At 68.8% G+C, this 19,704-nt stretch carries 16 protein-coding genes; 2 read left to right on the top strand and 14 right to left on the bottom strand.

The features are described from left to right. Positions 1–3 precede the first annotated feature (3 nt). The 8 genes from alaS to MUN76_RS02120 form a co-directional block, all read right to left on the bottom strand. Entirely contained in the window at positions 4–2,676 is a 2,673-nt protein-coding gene (gene alaS / locus MUN76_RS02155; RefSeq protein WP_244686739.1) for an alanine--tRNA ligase, read from the bottom strand. A 37-nt stretch (positions 2,677–2,713) separates the two neighbouring features. Further along, positions 2,714–2,932 (bottom strand): hypothetical protein, encoded by a 219-nt coding sequence (locus MUN76_RS02150; protein WP_244686737.1) that lies wholly within the window; start codon positions 2,930–2,932, stop codon positions 2,714–2,716. Positions 2,933–3,011: 79 nt separating this feature from the next. Beyond that, positions 3,012–4,523: a sensor histidine kinase gene (locus MUN76_RS02145; RefSeq protein WP_244686736.1), complete on the bottom strand. Its 1,512-nt coding sequence runs from the start codon at positions 4,521–4,523 to the stop codon at positions 3,012–3,014. Continuing rightward, entirely contained in the window at positions 4,516–5,259 is a 744-nt protein-coding gene (locus tag MUN76_RS02140; protein WP_244686734.1) for a response regulator transcription factor, read from the bottom strand. The genes MUN76_RS02145 and MUN76_RS02140 overlap by 8 nt, the downstream gene beginning before the upstream one ends. 8 nt (positions 5,260–5,267) lie before the next feature. After that, positions 5,268–6,368 carry a bifunctional glycosyltransferase family 2/GtrA family protein gene (locus MUN76_RS02135; RefSeq protein WP_244686732.1) on the bottom strand — a complete coding sequence of 367 codons (1,101 nt, stop codon included), beginning with the start codon at positions 6,366–6,368 and terminating at the stop codon, positions 5,268–5,270. A 3-nt stretch (positions 6,369–6,371) separates the two neighbouring features. After that, positions 6,372–7,331, bottom strand: coding sequence for a phosphodiester glycosidase family protein (locus tag MUN76_RS02130; protein ID WP_244686731.1), 960 nt, complete (start codon positions 7,329–7,331; stop codon positions 6,372–6,374). Between the two features lie 443 nt (positions 7,332–7,774). Next, entirely contained in the window at positions 7,775–8,404 is a 630-nt protein-coding gene (gene rpsD, locus MUN76_RS02125) for a 30S ribosomal protein S4 (RefSeq protein WP_244686729.1), read from the bottom strand. Between the two features lie 229 nt (positions 8,405–8,633). After that, a complete protein-coding gene (locus tag MUN76_RS02120; protein ID WP_244688621.1) occupies positions 8,634–9,983 on the bottom strand; it encodes a replication-associated recombination protein A in 1,350 nt (449 codons plus the stop codon). 138 nt (positions 9,984–10,121) lie between these two features. On the opposite strand from MUN76_RS02120, the gene MUN76_RS02115 reads away from it, so the two are divergent. Together MUN76_RS02115 and MUN76_RS02110 are read left to right on the top strand one after the other, a co-directional pair. Continuing rightward, positions 10,122–11,357, top strand: a complete 1,236-nt coding sequence (locus MUN76_RS02115) for a DUF349 domain-containing protein (RefSeq protein ID WP_244686727.1) — start codon at positions 10,122–10,124, stop codon at positions 11,355–11,357. 102 nt (positions 11,358–11,459) lie between these two features. After that, a complete protein-coding gene (locus MUN76_RS02110) occupies positions 11,460–12,053 on the top strand; it encodes a hypothetical protein (protein WP_244686725.1) in 594 nt (197 codons plus the stop codon). Between the two features lie 40 nt (positions 12,054–12,093). Here MUN76_RS02110 and MUN76_RS02105 read toward each other — a convergent pair whose 3' ends face one another. The 6 genes from MUN76_RS02105 to ruvA all read right to left on the bottom strand — a co-directional run bounded on the left by MUN76_RS02105 (position 12,094) and on the right by ruvA (position 19,649). After that, entirely contained in the window at positions 12,094–14,343 is a 2,250-nt protein-coding gene (locus MUN76_RS02105) for a RelA/SpoT family protein (protein WP_429953026.1), read from the bottom strand. Positions 14,344–14,429: 86 nt separating this feature from the next. After that, complete coding sequence (gene secF, locus MUN76_RS02100; protein WP_244686724.1) at positions 14,430–15,470, bottom strand: protein translocase subunit SecF; 1,041 nt, start codon at positions 15,468–15,470, stop codon at positions 14,430–14,432. Position 15,471: 1 nt separating this feature from the next. After that, positions 15,472–17,283: a protein translocase subunit SecD gene (secD, locus tag MUN76_RS02095; protein WP_244686722.1), complete on the bottom strand. Its 1,812-nt coding sequence runs from the start codon at positions 17,281–17,283 to the stop codon at positions 15,472–15,474. Positions 17,284–17,370: 87 nt separating this feature from the next. Then, the gene (yajC, locus tag MUN76_RS02090; RefSeq protein WP_244686720.1) at positions 17,371–17,841 is read right to left on the bottom strand and encodes a preprotein translocase subunit YajC; all 471 of its coding nucleotides are present in this window, start codon (positions 17,839–17,841) and stop codon (positions 17,371–17,373) included. A 162-nt stretch (positions 17,842–18,003) separates the two neighbouring features. Continuing rightward, positions 18,004–19,023: a Holliday junction branch migration DNA helicase RuvB gene (gene ruvB / locus MUN76_RS02085; RefSeq protein ID WP_244686718.1), complete on the bottom strand. Its 1,020-nt coding sequence runs from the start codon at positions 19,021–19,023 to the stop codon at positions 18,004–18,006. Then, on the bottom strand, positions 19,020–19,649 hold the full coding sequence (gene ruvA / locus MUN76_RS02080) for a Holliday junction branch migration protein RuvA (RefSeq protein ID WP_244686716.1): 630 nt from the start codon (positions 19,647–19,649) through the stop codon (positions 19,020–19,022). The genes ruvB and ruvA overlap by 4 nt, the downstream gene beginning before the upstream one ends. Positions 19,650–19,704: the final 55 nt, after the last annotated feature.

The following is a 19,704-nucleotide window of genomic DNA, read 5'->3' as shown; positions in this document are numbered from 1 at the left end:
GGCCTAGGCCTCGAGACTGCGGCGGATCTCGGTGAGCGCATCGTCGAGCCGAGTGATGTCGGTACCGCCGCCCTGAGCGAGGTCGTCCTTGCCGCCGCCACCGCCGCCGAGCACCTGGGCGCCCAGCTTCGCGAGGGCCCCGGCCTTGACGCCGGACTCGCGAGCGGCGGCGTTTGTCGCCGCGATCACGACCGGCTTGTCGCCGGCTGCGGCGGCGAGGACCACCACGGCCGGGTCGCTTCCCAGCTGCTCCCGAACCCGCAGCACGAGGCCACGGACGTCGTCGGCAGAGCCCACGGCGCCGAGCGACGCGACGACGAGCCGGAGCGAGCCGATCCGTTCCGCGCCGGCCATGAGCTGCGGCACCCGCTGCGCGAGCTTCTCCGCCTCGAGCGATGCGATGCGCTTCTCCGCGAGCTTCAACTGCGCGCCGAGATCCTGCACCTTCGTGATCAGCTCCCCGCGCGGCACCTTGAGTCCGCTGGTGAGCTGCTGCACGATCGCGCGCTCCGCAGCGAAGTTGCGGAACGCCTCGATGCCGACGAGCGACTCGACCCGGCGGTTCGTCGACCCGACCGAACTCTCGGAGATGAGGCTGATCATGCCGATTTCTGCCGAGCTCGAGACGTGCGTGCCCGCGCAGAGCTCCCGCGACCACGGGCCTCCGATGTCGACGACCCGCACGCGATCGCCGTACTTCTCCCCGAAGAGCGCCATGGCGCCGAGCGCCTTCGCCTCGTCGATCGGCATCTCGCGCGTCACGACCTCGAAGTCCGAGCGGATCGCGAGGTTCGAGATCTCCTCGATCTCGCTCTTCGTCTCGGTCGAGAGCGCGTCGCTGTGCGTGAAGTCGAGGCGCAGGTACCCCGCCTTGTTGTAGGAACCGGCCTGGTGCGCGCCGGATCCCAGCACGTCGCGCAGCGCCGCGTGCACGATGTGTGTGCCCGAGTGCGCTTGCGTCGCGCCGCGCCGGTAATCGGCGTCGACACGGGTCTCGGCCCGGGCGTCGATCCCGATGGTGCCGACGACGACCTTGACCGTGTGCACGATCAGACCCGGGACGGGCTTCTGCACGTCGAGCACCTCGGCCTCGAAGCCGTCGCCGATGATGAGCCCCTGATCGGAATCCTGGCCGCCGGACTCCGCCCACAGCGAGGTCTCGGCGAGCACGACCTCGGCGATCTGGCCCTCCCGGGCCTCCGTGACGGGCTGGCCGTCGACGACGATCCCCAGCACCCGGCTCTCGTGCTCGAGCTCGTCGTATCCCGTGAAGAGGGTCTCGCCCAGCCCGCGGAGCGACTTGTAGATGGAGAGGTCGGCGCGCTGCCCCTTCTTCGCCTTCGCGTCCGCCTTCGCGCGGTCGCGCTGCTCCTGCATGAGCGACGCGAAGACCTCGTGGTCGACGGAGACGCCGGCCTCCTCGGCGATCTCGAGCGTCAGCTCGATGGGGAACCCGTGGGTGTCGTGCAGCAGGAAGGCGGTGTCTCCGGGGAGCGCCGCGGGGGCGCTGCCACCCGTGGTGTCCGCCCGGGCCGCCGCGACGGCGCCGTCCAGGATCTGGATGCCCGCGCCGAGCGTGCGGAGGAACGTCTTCTCCTCCGCGTACGCCACCCGGGAGATGAAGTCGAAGTCGCGGGCGACGTCGGGGTAGGCCGCGGACATCGCGTCGCGCGACACCGGGAACAGTTCCGCGAAGCTCGGGCCCTCGACGCCGAGCAGGCGCATCGACAGCGTGACGCGGCGGAGCAGGCGACGGAGGATGTATCCACGACCCTCGTTCGACGGCGTGACCCCGTCGGCGATGAGCATGAGCCCGGAGCGGACGTGGTCGGCGATCACGCGGAGTCGCACGTCGTCGGTGTGATCGGCCCCGTACGTGGTGCCCGAGAGCGCTGCGGCACGATCGAGCACCGGACGCACCTGATCGATCTCGTACATGTTCTGCACGCCCTGCTTGATGAAGGCGACGCGCTCAAGACCGAGCCCGGTATCGATGTTCTTCTTCGGCAGTTCGCCGAGGATCGTGAAGTCGGTCTTCGACTTCACGTCCGCGACCTGGTACTGCATGAACACGAGGTTCCAAATCTCGACGTACCGATCGTCATCGGTCGCCGGGCCGCCGTCGATCCCGTACTCGGGACCGAGGTCGTAGAAGATCTCGGAGCACGGCCCCGCGGGCCCCGGCTGCCCCGTGGACCAGTAGTTCGTGTCCTTGCCGAGCTTCTGGATGCGCTCGTCGGGGAGCGTCGAGTGCTGCTTCCAGAGGGCGAGCGCCTCGTCGTCCTCCTCGTAGACGGTGACCCACAGATCCTTCGGATCGAACCCGAGGCCGCCGTCGGCCTCGCTCGTCGTGAGCAGGTCCCACGCGAACGTGATCGCCCCCTCCTTGAAGTAGTCGCCGAAGGAGAAGTTGCCGCACATCTGGAAGAAGGTCCCGTGGCGCGGCGTGCGGCCGACCTCCTCGATGTCGTTGGTGCGGATGCACTTCTGGACGCTCGTGGCACGCGGGTACGGTGCCGGGACGAGTCCGGAGAGGTACGGCACAAACGGCACCATGCCGGCGACCGTGAACATCAGGCTGGGGTCGTCGCTGACGAGCGACGCGGACGGCACGACGGTGTGTCCGCGCTTCTCGAAGAAGTCGAGCCAGCGGCGGTGGATTTCAGCGGTCTGCATCCGGGAGGATCCTTTGATTCGGGACGAGCGGGTCGGACTACGGCTTGTCGGGGAGCGCGCGGAGCGCCGCCTCGACGTCGTCACCGGCGTCGGGGGCCTCGGCGTCGTGGTAGCCCTTGTCGAACGCCCGGTTGAACTCCGCGATCCCGCGGTTCACACGATCGAAGAACCGGCGACCCTCCGTGGTCTGGTTGACGAGGTGGGCGGCAATGAACCCCACTACCGCACCGCTCACGAGCCATCGGAGCTTCTGCATGTGATCATCCCTTCATCGACGTCGATCGCGCACGAGTTCACTCGCGCCGACACGCGCTCCAGCTTAGCGGGTGCGGCATTCAACTCGGGGTGGGCGAGCTCCGGGGCAGTTCGACCGAGAACCGGGTGTCCCCCGGTGCGCTGCGCACCCCGACCGTCCCGTGATGCGCGTGCACGATGGCGTGGACGATGGCGAGACCGAGCCCGGTGCTTCCCGTCGCCCGTGCCCGCGAGGAGTCGTCTCGGGTGAAGCGCTCGAACAGGCGGGGCAGGAACGCCTCCGGGATCCCGGGCCCCGTGTCGGCCACGATGATCCGGACCGTGTCCGGCAGCTCCTGCAGGGAGATCGTGACCCGGGTTCCCGCCGGGGTGTGGACCCGCGCGTTCGCGAGGAGATTGACGAGCACCTGCTGCAGCCGGCCCGGGTCACCGGAGATCGTCACCGTGCCGTCCGGCAGGTCGGCAGACCACTCGTGCTCCGGTCCCGCGGCCGCGGCGTCGTTCACCACGTCGGCGATGAGCTCGCCGAGCGCGACGGGACGGAGCTCCAACTCCTGGCCCTCGTCGATCCGGGCGAGCAGCAGGAGGTCCTCGACCAGGCTCGTCATCCGCACGGACTCGGACTCGATCCTGCCGAGCGCGTAGACCGCGTCCGGTGGCAGGTCGTCGGACATCCGCCGCGTGAGCTCCGAGTACCCGCGAATCGAGGCGAGCGGGGTGCGCAGCTCGTGGGAGGCGTCGGCGACGAACCGACGCACTTTCTCCTCGCTCGCGTTGCGGGCGCCGAAGGCCTGGGCGACCTGATCGATCATGGCGTTGAACCCGGAGACGAGCCGGCGCACCTCGGTCGCGGCCCCCTCACCCGGGGCGTCCGCCCGCTCGAGGTCCACCGCGCCGCGCTCGAGCGGGGTCCGCGCGATGGACTCCGCAGTCGCGGCGACGCGCTCGAGCGGGCGCAGTTCGTGTCGGATGTACCAGGCGGCGAGGGATCCGAGCCCGAGGCAGCCGAGGATCGCCACGATCGCCATGGTCACCCCGAGCGACGAGATGGTCTGTTCGACCGGGGCGAGCGGCACGCCGACAACGACCGTGCTGTCCCCGCGCTGTTCGAGGAGGAACCGGTATCCGCCGAGGCCGTCGCCCGGGGTCGCGTCGCGCGACGCCGAGTCGGGCCAGTCCGAGAGGATCGCGGTCAGCTGTTCGACGCTGAGCGACTGCACCGAAAAGGCACTGTCGAGGGTGATGCCCGACACGCCGGCCGAGTTCGCCAGGATGAGGATGGAACCCGCGGAGGCCCCCGGGCCGTCGAAGATCTGCCCGAGATCCACGCTCCCCCCGGTGCTCTGCCCCGGCTCCCCCGGCCCGCTCCCCGGTTCGACCGCGAACATGACGCGCGAGGAGAGCATGTGGAGCTCGGAATCGAGTTGGTCCACGAGCGACGAGCGGAGTGAGGTGAGCCCGATTGCGGCGATGGTGCCGGAGAGCACGATCACGGTGAACGCCAGCACGGCGACGATCCGGGTGCGGAGGGACCACTGCGACGGCCGCGGCTCGAATCTTGGCGCACTCCCGTTCCGCGCGGTCCTAGGCATCGGGACCCGCCTTCAGCAGATAGCCGACCCCGCGCACGGTCCGGATCATCGGCGTCCGCCCGAGCTCGATCTTCTTCCGGAGGTAGGAGATGTACAGCTCGACCACCGTCGACGTGCCGTCGAACTCCTCGTGCCAGACCTGTTCGTAGAGGGCCGCCTTCGTCACGACCCGCTGCTCGTGCTCCATCAGCGCGCGCAGCACCTCGAACTCGGTCTGAGTGAGCTCGATCGCGTCACCGCCGCGCTGCACCTCATAGCTGCGCGGATCCAGGGTCAGATCCCCGACCCGCAGCACCTCGTCCGCGGGTGCGGCCGGTCGCCCGCCCGACCGGCGCACGAGCGCGTGCACCCGGGCGACGACCTCCTCGAGGCTGAACGGCTTGGTGACGTAGTCGTCACCGCCCTCACTGAGCCCGGTGATGCGATCCTGCACAGAATCCCTCGCGGTGAGGAACAGCACCGGGACCCCGTCCCCGCTCTCCCGTAGCCGCTGCAGCACACCTACCCCGTCGAGGTCGGGCAGCATGATGTCCAGGACGATGACGTCGGGCGCGAACTCGCGCGCGGCGGAGAGGGCCTCGGTACCGCTCTCGGCGATCCGCGTCTCCCACCCCTCGTAGCGGAGCGCCATGCCGATGAGGTCGGCGAGGGAACGCTCATCGTCGACAATGAGGGCGCGGGCCTGAGACACCGAGCCGTCGGCGATCGTGCGGGAGCGTGCCTGATGATCCTTCATGCTCCCAGTCAGCCCGACGTTGCTATGCGATCCATGTGCGTGACCCGTTCGTTCTCCGGGAATGCGGCCTCCGGCTCCCGGGGCCCTGCGAACACCACCCCGCGCTGCACGCCGTAGCTCGTCGCGAAGAGCACCGCCTCGGTGGTGAGCTTGGCGATCCAGAGCGGCACCCCGGCGTCGGTGAGAAAAGACATCCAGACGATGTTCGAGGCCAGCAGCAGGATCGCCAGCAGCGAGTACTGCACGATCTGCCGCCCCAGAGCACCGCGTCCGCGCCGCTGGAACACGACTCGACGGTTCACCGCGAAGTTCACGGAGGCGCTCGTGAGGCGAGCGATCACGATCGACGGGACGAGCAGCCCGGTGATCCCGAGCAGCACCGCGAGCACCGCGGCGTCGACGACGAAGGCGAGCAGCGACGACGCGGCGAATCGGGCGATCGGCGCGAGTACCCGGAGCGAATCGCGGACGGGACGGAAGTGGCTGGAGGGGTTGTGCTGCAGGTACACGGTGCGGATCGGGAGTTCCCGGGCGCCGAACCCCGCGCGCCGCAGCCGGAGGAGCACCTGCTGCTCGTACTCGAATCGCTCCCCGGGGACGGTGCGGAGCCACGGCAGCATCCGGTGCGGGATCCCGCGCAGGCCGGTCTGCGTGTCCGAGAGCGCCCACCCGGCGGCTGCGCGGAACAACCGACGTGCGACGGCGTTGCCGAGACGGCTGCGGAGCGGGACCGCACCGGTGAACGCCCGGCACCCCAGGACCATCGCGGCGTCCTCCCGGCCGCGCGACCGGTCGAGCTCGTCCGCGATCGCCAGGATGTCCCCGACCTCGTGCTGGCCATCCGCATCCGCCGTGACGACGTCCGCTCCGGGATGCGTGCGCTCAGCCTCCGCGAAGCCGAGCTTCAGCGCGTGCCCCTTGCCGTGGTTGCGCGAGGAGACGAGGACCGCGGCACCCGCATCGCGCGCCGCGGCGAACACGTGCGCGTAGGCGGGCCCCGAGCCGTCATCGACGATGAGCACCGCCGCCTCGGGGCGGCCCGCACGGAGCGCACGAACGAGGGCCGGGAGTGCGTCGCCCGGTTCGTACGCGGGGATCAGGATCAGCACGGCTCAGCCCGCCACGTAGAGGATGTCGCTGGTGCCGCGCTCGCCGCCGTTCGACGGGCGGTTCACGACCCCGCCGTCGGAGTAGAGCGTCGACGAGCCCCCGCCGTCGAGATTGTAGGCGGTCTCGGCGCCGAGCTCGAGCATGATGTCGGCGAGCTCGGTGAGCGTGGCTCCCCGGCTCGTGCCGGGATCCCGGCCGTCCACCACCACAAAGACGAGGTGGTTCTCGTCGATCACCCCGATCGCGGTGCGCGGCTGCTGGCCCTGGATCGAGTGATTGCCGAAGTTCGTGTCGATCTCGACGTCCTCGATGCCGTCGACCGCCTGGCCGTCCTCGACGATCGCGGGACCGAAGCTCAGCGTGTTCCACACCCCCGCGGCGACGAGCTCGTCGGCCGACGTGGAGGTCTCGTCGTACACTTCGACGCGGCCGTCGGTGTACATCGCCAGCCCCTCCCGTGCGGGTTCGTCGCGGTAGGCGACGCCGTTGCGGATCACGATCCCGGTGCTGCGGAATCCGTAGTAGTCGCCGTTGACCGCGAACACGGCGTCGTTCGCCTCGGCCATCTCGCTCGTGGTCTGGGTGATGTTCTCGCCGAACTGGTTGTGCGCGAACGCGGAGCGCAGGTCCGTCGCATCTCCGAGTTGGACGTCCGCGATCGTGAGCGTGATGGTGTCCTCGCCCGTGCCCCGCGTCTCCTGCGTCACGGTGACGCTGGTGTCGTCATCGGTGGCGTCTACGTTGGCGCCCGTGGCGGTCTGGCTCGCCTCGTACTGCGCGACGTCCGAGATCTCGACCTTGGGGATGAGAAAGCGGTCCGCCGCCCAGGCGGCGGCGCCGCCGAGGACCAGGGCGAGAGCGGTCGCCGTCGAGATGATGGCGGTTCTGAGACGCCAGCGGCGTCGCTGGGGGCCTTGGGGGTCCGTGGGTGCGAGCGGTTCGGAGGTCTCTGCGGTATCCATGCTTCATGGATACGGAGCGACGCTATGCGATTCGCATGGGTTTCGCATGGGCCCGCGCGAATAGGACGAATTCAGCGGGCCGTGGGACTCCCCATGACTCGATCGCTGCTGAGTCGCTGCCCGATGTCGTCGAGCACCCCCACGCGAGCGAGAGCGATTTCAGTGAATTCTTGCGCTCAATGCCCCAGAAATTGCTCACACTCGCACCCGCAACCCAGAGTGTGAGCGAATTCCGTGAGCCTTTGCACGTTTCACCCCGGCAGTCGCTCACAGTCGAGCTCGGAGCCGAGCGCACGTGCGGATGCACGCGAGACGCCCGACCTTCCCGCCGCAGGTCGACTCGGCCGGGACGAGAACCTGGACAACCGGAACACGGCACGGCCCGGAAACGACGAAGAGGGCACCGGATCACCGGTGCCCTCTTCGTTTCGTTGCGCTGTGTGCTAGCGGCCCGAGTAGTACTCGACCACGAGCTGCACTTCGCAGGTCACGGGGACCTCTGCGCGCTTCGGGCGGCGCACGAGGCGCGCCTGCAGCTTGTCGAGCTCGACCTCGAGGTAACCGGGAACGTTCGGCAGCACCTCGGCGTGGCCACCGGCAGCGGCGACCTGCAGGGGCTCGATGCCCTCGGAGCGCTCCTTGACGTGGATGAGCTGTCCGGGCTTCACGCGGAAGGACGGGCGATCGACGATCTTGCCGTCGACGAGGATGTGACGGTGCACGACGAGCTGACGCGCCTGCGCGGTGGTGCGGGCGAAGCCGGCACGGAGCACGAGGGCGTCGAGGCGCATCTCGAGGAGCTCGACCAGGTTCTCGCCGGTCAGGCCGCCCTGACGACGGGCCTCCTTGAACGCGATGGTGAGCTGCTTCTCGCGGATGCCGTACTGGGCGCGGAGACGCTGCTTCTCGCGCAGGCGGACCGCGTAGTCGCTGTCGCTCTTGCGCTTCGTGCGTCCGTGCTGGCCGGGGCCGTACGGGCGCTTCTCCATGTACTTGGCGGCCTTCGGGGTGAGGGCGATGCCCAGTGCCCGCGAGCGGCGGGTCTGTGAGCGGGTACGCGACGTAGTCGACACGTGTGTCCTTTCGGGTTTCTGTTCGCGGTTCGGGATCGAATCGCATGTTCTCTCGGCCACGCTGTGTCCGCATCGGCTGACTCGATCGACTCGATCAGCGATGCACGCGACACAGCACACCGTCTTCGGTGAGGGAACGACCAGTGCAGAAACCCGGCTACAGGGCGACTGCCACGCGCCCCACGCGCGCAGCCAACGGCGAGGGCCGTGTAGGCCAGAGAATAGCTTATCAGATCCCGCGCGTGATCCGACGGATCTTCTCGAGTCGTTCCGCGATCTCCCGCTCGTATCCGCGCGCCACCGGTTCGTAGTAGGTGCGGCCGACGAGCTCGTCGGGCAGGTACTGCTGCTCCGAGACACCCCGAGGATCGTTGTGGGGGTAGCGATAGCCCTTGCCGTGACCGAGGCGCTTGGCGCCCGGGTAGTGGCCGTCGCGCAGGTGAATCGGCACCAGACCGAATCGCCCCGCCTTCACGTCGGCGATGGCCGCGTCGATCGCCGTGATGACGGCGTTGGACTTCGGGGCGGTCGCGATGTAGATCGTCGCCTCGGCCAGCGGGATGCGCGCCTCGGGGAGTCCGATGAGCTGCGTCGCCTCCGCTGCGGCCACCGCGATCGGGAGGGCCTGCGGATCCGCCATGCCGACGTCCTCGGCCGCGTGCACCATGAGCCGTCGTGCGATGAAGCGCGGATCCTCACCGGCCTCGATCATGCGCGCCAGATAGTGGATCGCGGCGTCGGGATCGGATCCGCGCAGCGACTTGATGAACGCGCTGATGACGTCGTAGTGCTGGTCGCCGTTCTTGTCGTAGCGGAGCAGCGCGCGGTCGATGGAGGAGGACACGATCTCGTCGGTGATGTGCGGCGGATCGGAAGCCGCGGCCTCGGTATCGGAATCGGGATCAGCGTCGGCTTCCGCGTCCGCGTCGGGATCGGTGCCCGCGGCGCCCGCCCCCGCGAGTGCGGATGCCGCCGCAGCCTCGAGCCCGGTGAGTGCACGGCGGGCGTCACCCGACGCCAGCTGCACGAGCGCTTGGAGCGCGTCGTCCTCGAGCACCACGCTCCCGGCGAGCCCTCGGGGGTCCTCGACCGCACGCACGAGCAATGTGCGCAGATCCTCGTCCTGGAGCGGTTCGAGCGTGAGCAGCAGTGATCGGGAGAGCAGCGGGCTGATGACGGAGAACGAGGGGTTCTCGGTCGTCGCGGCCACGAGGGTGACCCAGCCGTTCTCCACCCCGGGCAGCAACGCATCCTGCTGCGCTTTCGTGAAGCGATGGATCTCGTCGAGGAACAGGACCGTCGCGATGTCGTAGAGGTCGCGGTCGTTCAGCGCGCGCTCCATCACCGTGCGAACGTCCTTGATGCCGGCGGTCACCGCCGAGAGCTCGACGAAGCGACGGCCGCTGGAGTGCGCGATCGCCTGTGCGAGCGTCGTCTTCCCCGTGCCCGGCGGGCCCCAGAGAATGATGGACACGGCACCTCGTGTGGCCTCCCCCTCGGCCGCGAGCACCCGGAGCGGCGACCCGGGCTTCAGCAGGTGCTGCTGACCGACGACCTCGTCCAGCGAGCGCGGCCGCATGCGCACGGCGAGCGGTGCCGTCTGGCCGGGAACTGCGGAGGTGGTCACCAGGCCATGCTATCGATGCCGGGCTATGGCATAGTGGGAGAGTCATGTCGGCGATTCCGCCGACCCCACAACTGACAGGTGAGTAGCACGGTGAGCGAAGCGACCAACGAAACCCCCTGGGGCCGAGTCGACGAGGAACGCACGGTATACGTCCGAGAGGGCGACACCGAGCGCGCCGTGGGGTCGTTCCCCGACGGTACACCGGAAGAGGCGCTCGCCTACTTCACGCGGAAGTACGCCGATCTCGAGGGTCAGGTCACCCTGCTCGAGGCGCGCATCGCCCGCGGCACCGCCGAGGCCTCCGTCGCCGGCACCGTCGCCAAGCTGCAGCAGCAGCTCGTCGAGCCGGCCGCGGTCGGCGACCTGGCGGCACTGCGCGCACGCGTCGACAAGCTCGGTGGCAAGGCCGCTGAGCTCACCGAGAAGCAGCAGGCCGAGCGCGACGCGGCGCGGCAGGAGGCCCTCGCCAAGCGCGAGGCGATCATCACCGAGGCCGAGCGGCTCGCGGCGCAGCCTGAGGCGTCCATCCGCTGGAAGGACACGAGCCTCGCGTTCGAGCAGCTCTTCGCCGACTGGCAGACGGCTCAGAAGAACGGTCCCCAGGTGCCCAAGGGGCAGGCGGATGCGCTCTGGAAGCGCTTCCGGTCGGCGCGTCAGACCTTCGATACCGCGCGGCGCGCCCACTTCGCACAGATGGACTCCAACAACAAGGACGTGAAGCAGCGCAAGGAGCGGATCATCGCCGCCGCGGAGGCCCTGGCGCCGAAGGGCATCGACGGCATCCCCGCCTATCGCGACCTGCTCGACGAGTGGAAGGCCGCCGGACGTGCGAGCCGCAAGCTCGATGACCAGCTGTGGGCGCGGTTCAAGGCCGCCGGCGACGTGCTCTACGACGCGAAGGCGGCGGAGACGGCGCAGACGAACGAGGAGTACACCGCGAACCTCGTCGCGAAGCAGGCCCTGCTCGACGAGGCGGAGCCGATCCTGTCGGAGACCCAGCACACCTCGGCGCGCAAGGCGCTGACCGCGATCCAGCTCCGCTGGGATGAGCTCGGGCGCGTGCCGCGGGAGGCGCTCCGCGACATCGAAGGGCGTCTGCGCAAGATCGAGGACCACGTGAAGGGTCTCGAGGAGGAGCACTGGCGGAAGTCGAACCCCGAGACCAAGGCGCGCAGCGAGGGCCTTCGCGGGCAGCTCGAGGCGTCGATCGCGGAGCTCACGACCGAGGTCGAGGCCGCACGTGCGGCGGGCGACACGCGTGCCGTGTCGGATGCCGAGGCGAAGCTGCAGACGCAGCAGTCCTGGCTCGCCGCCCTCGGGGACTGAGTCTCCGTCCCCCGAGGGGGTCCGGCGTGATCCTCGGGGTGCGTTGTCCACAGATCGCGCCGTCATCGAGAGTGGGCGCCGCCGTGGGGTGAAGATGGGGTCATGGCACTCCCGACCTCCCCTCCCCGCGCGACGAGCGGGCCGCATCTCCTCGCGCCCACGCTCTCCGCGATCCCCCGCACGGATCTTTGGCCCGTCGCCATTCGGTCGGCCGAGCTGCACCGCGGCACCCTCGTCCGGTGCGGTCCTGGAACCCGACCGGTCGGATGGCCCGAGACCCCGCGGGTGCGGGCGCACGCCCTCGCTCCCTGGCTCACCGAGCAGCGCATCGCGGTGCAGCGTGTGGCCGCGTGGATCTGGGGCGCCGCGCGCGACCCGGGAACACCGCTCCACTTCGCCATGCGCGGTTCGCGGCGGGCCTTCCGCACCGCGTCCCGCATCGTGGAGCTGCACGAGTTCCAGTTCGTACCGGGTGACCTGGTCCCCCTGGATCAGGCGCTCGTCACGTCGCCGCTCCGGACCGTCTTCGACCTGCTCCGCAGCCCCGCGGACTTCACTCGAACCGACCACGTCGCCTGCCGTCTGCTGCTGGGGCGGGCACCCGACGGCGCGGAACGACTCCACGAGCGCCTCCGGTCCGCCGGGCGGCCGTTCCGGGCGCAGGCGCTGGCACGACTCGAACGATGCGCGGGGTGAACCGGCCCGCGCCGGTCAGCTCCGGATGCGCCCGCGCCGGTCAGCTTTGGATGCGATAGACGTCGTAGACGCCGTCGATGCGGCGCACGGCGTTCAGCACGTGCTCGAGGTGCGTCGCATTCGCCATCTCGAAGACGAACTTGCTGATCGCGAGGCGGGAGGTGGACGTGTTCACGGACGCCGAGAGGATGTTGACGTGATGCTCGGAGAGCGTGCGGGTGACGTCGGAGAGCAATCCGGACCGGTCGAGCGCCTCGACCTGGATCTGCACGAGGAAGACGCTCTTCGACGTCGGCGCCCACTCCACGTCGATGAGCCGCTCCTGCTGGTGCTGCAGCTCCTGGAAGTTGTGGCAGTTCACGCGGTGCACCGAGACCCCCTGCCCCTTCGTGACGAATCCGCGGATCTCATCACCGGGTACGGGCGTGCAGCACTTCGCGAGCTTCGCGAGCACATCGGAGGCGCCCGTCACGACGACCCCGCTCGTGGCCGAGGCCTTCGAGGTCCGCGGCGACTCGATAATGGGCAGCGTCGCGAGCGCGGGCTCCGACGACACCTGGTCGTCAAAGACCAGGGCCGAGACCTTCTCGATCACCGACTGGGCGGAGACATGCCCTTCTCCGACCGCGGCGTAGAGCGCGGTCACGTCGGCGAGCCGGAGCTGAAGTGCGACCTGCTGCAACGCGGCCGAGTTCATGACCTGGTGGAGCGGCATGCCCTGCTTGCGAAGCGCTTTCGTGATCTCGACCTTGCCGGTCTCCGCGGCCTCGTCGCGGCGCTCTTTCGTGAACCACTGCCGGATCTTGTTCTGGGCGCGCTTGCTCTTGACGAAGGTGAGCCAGGACTTGTTCGGCCCGGCATTCGGGTCCTTCGACGTGAAGACTTCGACGACGTCGCCGTTCTGCAGCGGCGTCTCGAGCGGCACGAGACGCCCGTTCACCCGGGCACCCATCGTTCGGTGCCCCACCTCGGTGTGCACGGCGTAGGCGAAGTCGACCGTCGTGCCCCCGGCCGGCAGCCCGACGACCCGGCCCTTGGGGGTGAAGACGTAGACCTCCTTGGCCCCGATCTCGAAGCGCAGTGCATCGAGGAACTCGCTCGGATCCTCGGTCTCGGCCTGCCAGTCGGAGATGTGGGCGAGCCACGCCATGTCGTTGGAGCTCGGCTGCTGCTGCCCCTGCTGACGCTGCTTGTACTTCCAGTGCGCCGCCACACCGAACTCGGCGCGCTGGTGCATCTCCACCGTGCGGATCTGGATCTCGACGGCGCGGCCGTCGGGACCGATCACCGTGGTGTGCAGCGACTGGTACAAGTTGAACTTGGGGGTGGCGATGTAGTCCTTGAACCTGCCCGGGATCGGCGTCCACCGCGCGTGCACGGCACCGAGCACCGCGTAGCAGTCCCGGATCGAGGCGACCAGCACCCGGATGCCGACGAGGTCGTAGATGTCGTCGAAGTCGCGGCCCCGCACGATCATCTTCTGATAGATCGAGTAGAGCTCCTTGGGACGCCCCGTCACCTCGCCGCGGATCTTCGCCTCGCGCAGATCCGTCTCGATCGACTGGATCACCGCTCCCACGACCTCGTCGCGCTGCGGGTTGCGCTGGCTGACGAGATTCTCGATCTCGGCGTAGAGCTTCGGCTTCAGCACCGCGAAAGAGAGATCCTCGAGCTCCGACTTCATCGACTGGATGCCGAGACGGTGCGCGAGCGGTGCGTAGATCTCGAGCGTCTCCTGCGCTTTGCGCTTCGCGGAGTCGCTGGAGACGAAGCCCCAGGTGCGCGCGTTGTGGAGCCGGTCGGCGAGTTTGATCACGAGCACACGGATATCGCGCGACATCGCGACCACCATCTTGCGCACCGTTTCCGCCTGCGCGGAATCGCCGTACTTGAGCTTGTCGAGCTTCGTCACGCCGTCGACGAGCATCGCGACCTCTTCGCCGAACTCGGCGGTCAGCTGGTCGAGCGAGTACTCCGTATCCTCGACGGTGTCGTGCAGCAGGGCAGCCGCGATCGCGACCGGTGCGATGCCGAGATCGGCGAGGATCTGGGCCACCGCGATCGGGTGGGTGATGTACGGCTCACCGCTCCGCCGCTTCTGGCCGCGGTGCGCGCGCTCGGCGACCGTGTACGCGCGCTCGATCATCGAGAGGTCGGCGCGCGGGTGGTTGCTGCGCACCGTGCGGACGAGCTGGTCGACCGCCCCGGGTGCGCTCCCCCGGGAGAAGATTCGCGGCACGAGTCGACGCAGCGACGGAGTGCCGCTCTGCGCGGTATCGTTCACTGCCACGTGCTACCTCCCTCGACTGATAGAACGCTACACCACACGATGGCATTCCCAGAAAACGCCGGAACGGCGGCCCGCAGGCCGCGAGGCTAGCGTGCGGTCGCGGCCTCGGACTCTGCGGTATCGGCGTCGGAATCGGCGGATTCCTTTGCGCGAGCGCGGAGCACCTTCGCATCGCGGTCCTTGATCGACGGCTCATCCTGTCGGAGCTGCGCGTAGACCGGTGCGGCGATGAAGATGGTGGAGTACGCCCCGACGAAGATACCGATGAAGAGCGCGAGCGAGATATCGCGGAGCGTGCCCGCACCGAGCACGAACGCACCGATGAAGAGGATCGAACCCACAGGAAGCAGCGCGACGACCGAGGTGTTGATCGAGCGCACGAGGGTCTGGTTGACGCCGAGGTTGACCGATTCCGCAAAGGTGCGGCGATCGCTCATCTCCCCGGGCGACGTGTTCTCGCGGATCTTGTCGAAGACCACGACGGTGTCGTAGAGGGAGTAACCGAGGATGGTGAGGAAGCCGATCATCGCTGCCGGGGTGATCTCGAAGCCCGAGATCCCGTAGATCCCCGCGGTGATGATGAGGTCGTGGAAGAGCGCGACCATCGCGGCCATCGACATCTTCCACGTGCGGAAGTAGAGCGCCATCACCAGCGTGGCGAAGACGATGAAGACGATGAGCGCGATGATCGCCTGGCGCGTGATGTCCTGTCCCCAGGCGGGCCCGATGAACGAATACGTCACGTCGGCTTCCTCGACGCCGTAGCCCTCGGCGAGTGCCGCCGTGACCTCCTGGTTCTCAGCGTCCTTCAGCGCTTCGGTCTGCACGCGGATGTCCGTCGGGCCGAGCTGGGACACGCGCGGGGCACTGGAGGGCAGGACCTCTCGGACCGCCTCCTCGGCGATCTGCGGGTCCCGATCCTGACCCTGCTCCAGGTGGACCTGGAACTGGCTGCCGCCGGTGAACTCGATGCCGAAGGTGAACCCGCCGCGGAGCAGCGGTCCGAGGATCGCGATGAGGATCAGCACCGCGGAGATCGTGTACCACGTCTTCCGGCGGCCGATGAAGTTGATCGACTTCTCACCGGTGTAGAGGGCGTTTCCGAACTCGGAGAATGAGCGAGCCATGTCAGCTCTCCTTTCCGGCGGTGGTCGTCGCCGGGGTTCCGGAGGACTCGGCGGCCTTCCGCTCTGCGATGGTCTGTCGTCGTTCGGCCTCGCGCTGGCTTCGGGCGTTCTTTTTGCCCGCTCCCTTGGACGCGATGACCGGTGCGCGGAACTGCGCGCGACCGCGGTAGATCGCGCCGAGGCGACGGGGGTCGAGGCCCGAGGCCGGGTGGCCCTCGCGGTAGAAGCGCGTGCGCCCGAGCAGCACCATCATCGGGTGCGTGAAGAGCGCTACGACGAGCACGTCCACGAGCGTGGTGAGACCGAGGGTGAACGCGAAACCCTTGACGTTGCCGACCGCGAGGATGAAGAGAATCACCGCGGCGAGGAAGTTCACGCCGTCGGAGGCCAGAATCGTGCGGAAGGCGCGCTTCCAGCCGTTCTCGATGGCCCCGTCGATCGAGAACCCGTCGCGCAGCGCGTCTCGGACGCGCTCGAAGTACACGATGAACGAGTCCGCGGTGAACCCGACCGCGACGATGATGCCGGCGACGCCGGCGAGGGAGAGCCGGTAGCCCTGGCGCCACGAGAAGAAGGTGAGCAAGAGGTACGTGAGGATCGCGGCGATCGCGAGGGAGGCGATCGTCAGCGTGCCGAGTGCGCGGTACTGGAACATCGAGTAGATGACCACGAGCACCAGGCCGATGAGACCCGCGAGCAACCCGGCCTGCAGCTGATTCGAGCCGAGCGTCGAGGAGATGTCCTCCTGGCTCTGCACGGTGAAGTCCATCGGCAGCGCACCGAACTTCAGCTGGTCGGCGAGCGCCTTCGCGCTCTCCTGCGTGAAGTCGCCGCTGATCGAGGGGCGACCGTCGAGGATCTGCCCCTGCATGGTCGGAGCCGAGAGGACACTGCCGTCGAGCACAAACGCGAACTGGTTCTGCGGCTCAGTGGCACCGTACAGGCGCGTGCTGATCTTGCCGAAGGTCTCGGTGCCCTTGTTGTTCATGGTGATCTGGACGACCCAGCCGCCGGTCGTCGCACCCGTCTGGGTGGTCTCGGCCTGCGCCACGGCATCGGTGATCACGTCGCCCTCGAGCTCGACCGGGCCGAGGATGTACTTCAGGCCGTTGTCCTGGCAGGTGATGAGCGGGCGGTCCGCCGGTGCATCACGGGTGTCGAGCACGCTGTCGGAGGTGCAGGTGAAGGCGTCGAACTGCTCCTGCAGCTCGGGCGTGATCCACGCCAGGTCTCCCGCTCCCTCGGGCAGCGGGTCGGGATCCACGGCCGAGGTGTCCGTCGTGGACTCGGCGTCGTCGGTGCTCTCAGCGGCGTCATCCTGGGAGGCGTCGCTCTCAGCGGCCTGATCGCCGGTCGACTCGGCATCGGAAGCGCTGGCCTCCGCGTCGGCGCCCTCGGCAGTCGCCTCCTCTTCGCCCGGCGTCTCGGCGGTCACGCCGATGTCGACCGCGAGTACGGGGCGGAAGTCGAGCTTCGCCGACGCCTCGATGCGCTGCAGCGTCGCGTCGTCGACCTTGCCCGGGATCGACACCGAGATGTTCTGGCTGCCCTGGGTGGTGATCTCCGCCTCGGAGACACCCGCGGCGTCCACGCGCTGGCGGATGATGGAGACCGCCTGCTGCAGCTGCTCACCGCCCACGGCCTGGCCGTCGGTCTGCTCGGCCGCGAGAAGGATCTGCGTGCCGCCCTGCAGGTCGAGTGCGAGCTTCGGCGTCCACGTCGCGTCGCTGCGGAACACTCCGAGAGTGATCAGTCCGACGAGGCCGACGATGATGACCAGTAGAAAAACGAGGGAGCGACGAGCTCTCCGCACCGCAGGTGTGGACGCCAAGACTGAACTGCTTTCTCTATACCGTGGAAGACAAGGCTGCCGCGACCCGTGCCGCGGCAGCCACCATGCTTACGCCTTGGGCGTGGTCTCGGGGCCGTTCTCCCCGTCGGACTCCTTCGCGGCGGAATCCTTGGCCGCGGCGTCCTTCGACGCGGGATCGCTCACGATCTCGATCTCCTCGACGACCTCGGTCGTCTCGACGGGCTCACCGGCAGCGGCGCGCTCCTCGGCGATGCGCTCGCCGAACGCGGGATCGTCATCCGGGGCGAGCTCGGAGCCGACCACGTCGTCGTCCGGGGCATCGACGGGCGTGATGATCTGCGACACCGCGTTGCGGTGCACGACGATGGTGCTCGTGCCGCTCTGCACGGTCAGACGATTGTCCTCGTCATCGATGGACACGACGGTTCCGAAGATGCCCGACTGGAGCATGACCTCGGCACCGGGGCGGAGTCCGTTCTGCAGCGCCTGCATGGCGGCCTGGCGCTTCTTCCCGTTCCGGAACATGAAGAAGATGAGCACGGCAATCAGGCCGAACATAAGGATGGAAATCGGATCCAAAGCCACAATGGTCCTTTCGGTGGGCGGGCACTGGCCGGCGCAGAGCGCACAGACCTGTCAAGCCTACCGTGATCTCGCTGTGAGATGCGGCCTCGATGCTGTGAAGTGCGGGTGACCCTGCCCCCACCGCCGGCTATGTCGTCAGATCAGCGTGGGCGGGGCGGCCTGCGGTGCCGGAATCGGGATCCCGACGTGCTCCCAGCCACTGCGCGTGGCGACCCGGCCACGAGGGGTGCGCGTGAGCAGACCCGCGCGCACGAGGAACGGCTCCACGACCGCCTCGATCGTCTCGGCTTCCTCGCCCACGGACACCGCCAGCGTGGAGAGCCCGACGGGCCCACCGTTGAAACGCTCGACCACGGCGCGCAGCACTTCGCGGTCCAGGCGGTCCAGACCATGCTGATCCACGTCGTACAGGGTCAGCGCGGCCTCGACGCTCGGGGTGTCGCCGGGCGTCCCGTGCACGAGACTGTAGTCGCGCACGCGTCGGAGCAGCCGGTTCGCGATCCGCGGGGTGCCGCGGGAGCGGCGGGCGATCTCGTCCACGCCCCGGGGTGAGATCTCGAAGTCGAGCAGACCGGCTGCGCGCCGCACGACGCGGGCCAGCTCGTCCTCGGAGTAGAACTCCAGATGCGCGGTGAACCCGAAGCGATCCCGCAGCGGATTCGGCAGCAGACCGGCGCGAGTCGTAGCGCCCACCAGAGTGAAGGGGGCGAGCTCGAGCGGCACGGAGGTGGCTCCCGCGCCCTTGCCGACCATGATGTCGACCTTGAAATCCTCCATCGCGAGGTAGAGCATCTCCTCGGCGCTGCGCGCCATGCGATGGATCTCGTCGACGAAGAGCACCTCCCCCGGGGTGAGCGCCGAGAGCACGGCCGCGAGGTCACCGGCGTGCTGGATCGCGGGGCCGGAGGTCTGGTGCAAGGGCTTATCGAGCTCCACCGCCACGATCATCGAGAGCGTCGTCTTGCCGAGCCCCGGTGGGCCCGCGAGCAGAATGTGGTCGGGCGTCCGCTGCCGCATCGTGGCCGCGTTGAGCAGCAGGCCCAGCTGACTGCGCACCTTCGCCTGCCCGACGAACTCGTCGAGCGTCGCGGGCCGGAGCGCGCCCTCGTACCCGAGCTCGGAGGGCGAGACCTGAGCTGACAGTTCTCCCGTCACCGGGAGCCTCCCCGTGCACCGGAGCGCGACCCCTGCAGCAGTGCCAACGTGGCGCGGAGCAACCCGGCGCTGTCAGCGGGCGCGCCCGCGTCCCGCGCGTCCTGCACCGCCTGCCACGCGTCCGACTCACCCCACCCGAGCCCGACCAGGCCGTCGCGCACGGCCTCCGCCACCGCCGTCTCGGGATCCGCGTCGACCGGCGCTCCGTCGGCGGCCGCGAGTTCGAGCCCCGCGAGTTTGCCCGCGAGTGAGACCACGATCAGCTTGGCCGTCTTCGGGCCGATGCCGGAGACCTTGCGGAACGGCTTCTCATCGTCCGCGGACACCGCGCGAGCGATCTCGCCGGGGGTGAGCGCGGAGAGGACGCCGAGCGCGCTCCGCGGGCCGACACCAGAGACGGCGATGAGATGACTGAACACGTCGATCTCCTCGGACGTCGCGAACCCGAAGAGGGTCAGCGAATCCTCCCGCACCACCAGCGAGGTGTGCAGGCTGAGGTCGTCGCCGACGTGGGCCTGAGCGACGCGGCCGCTCGGCACCTCCACGCGCAGGCCGATCCCGCCGACACCGATCACGACCCACCCTGTACCCGCGGAGAGGACCCGCCCTTGAATCGAAGCAATCACGGGATCAGCCTAGGCCGCGTGTCGGACGTTGACGGACTCGCCACACCGTTGATTC

Source organism: Leucobacter rhizosphaerae (assembly GCF_022919175.1).
Lineage (GTDB): Bacteria > Actinomycetota > Actinomycetes > Actinomycetales > Microbacteriaceae > Leucobacter > Leucobacter rhizosphaerae.
The sequence above is the reverse complement of the archived record's forward strand: the minus strand, read 5'-3'. Positions and strand labels throughout refer to the sequence as shown.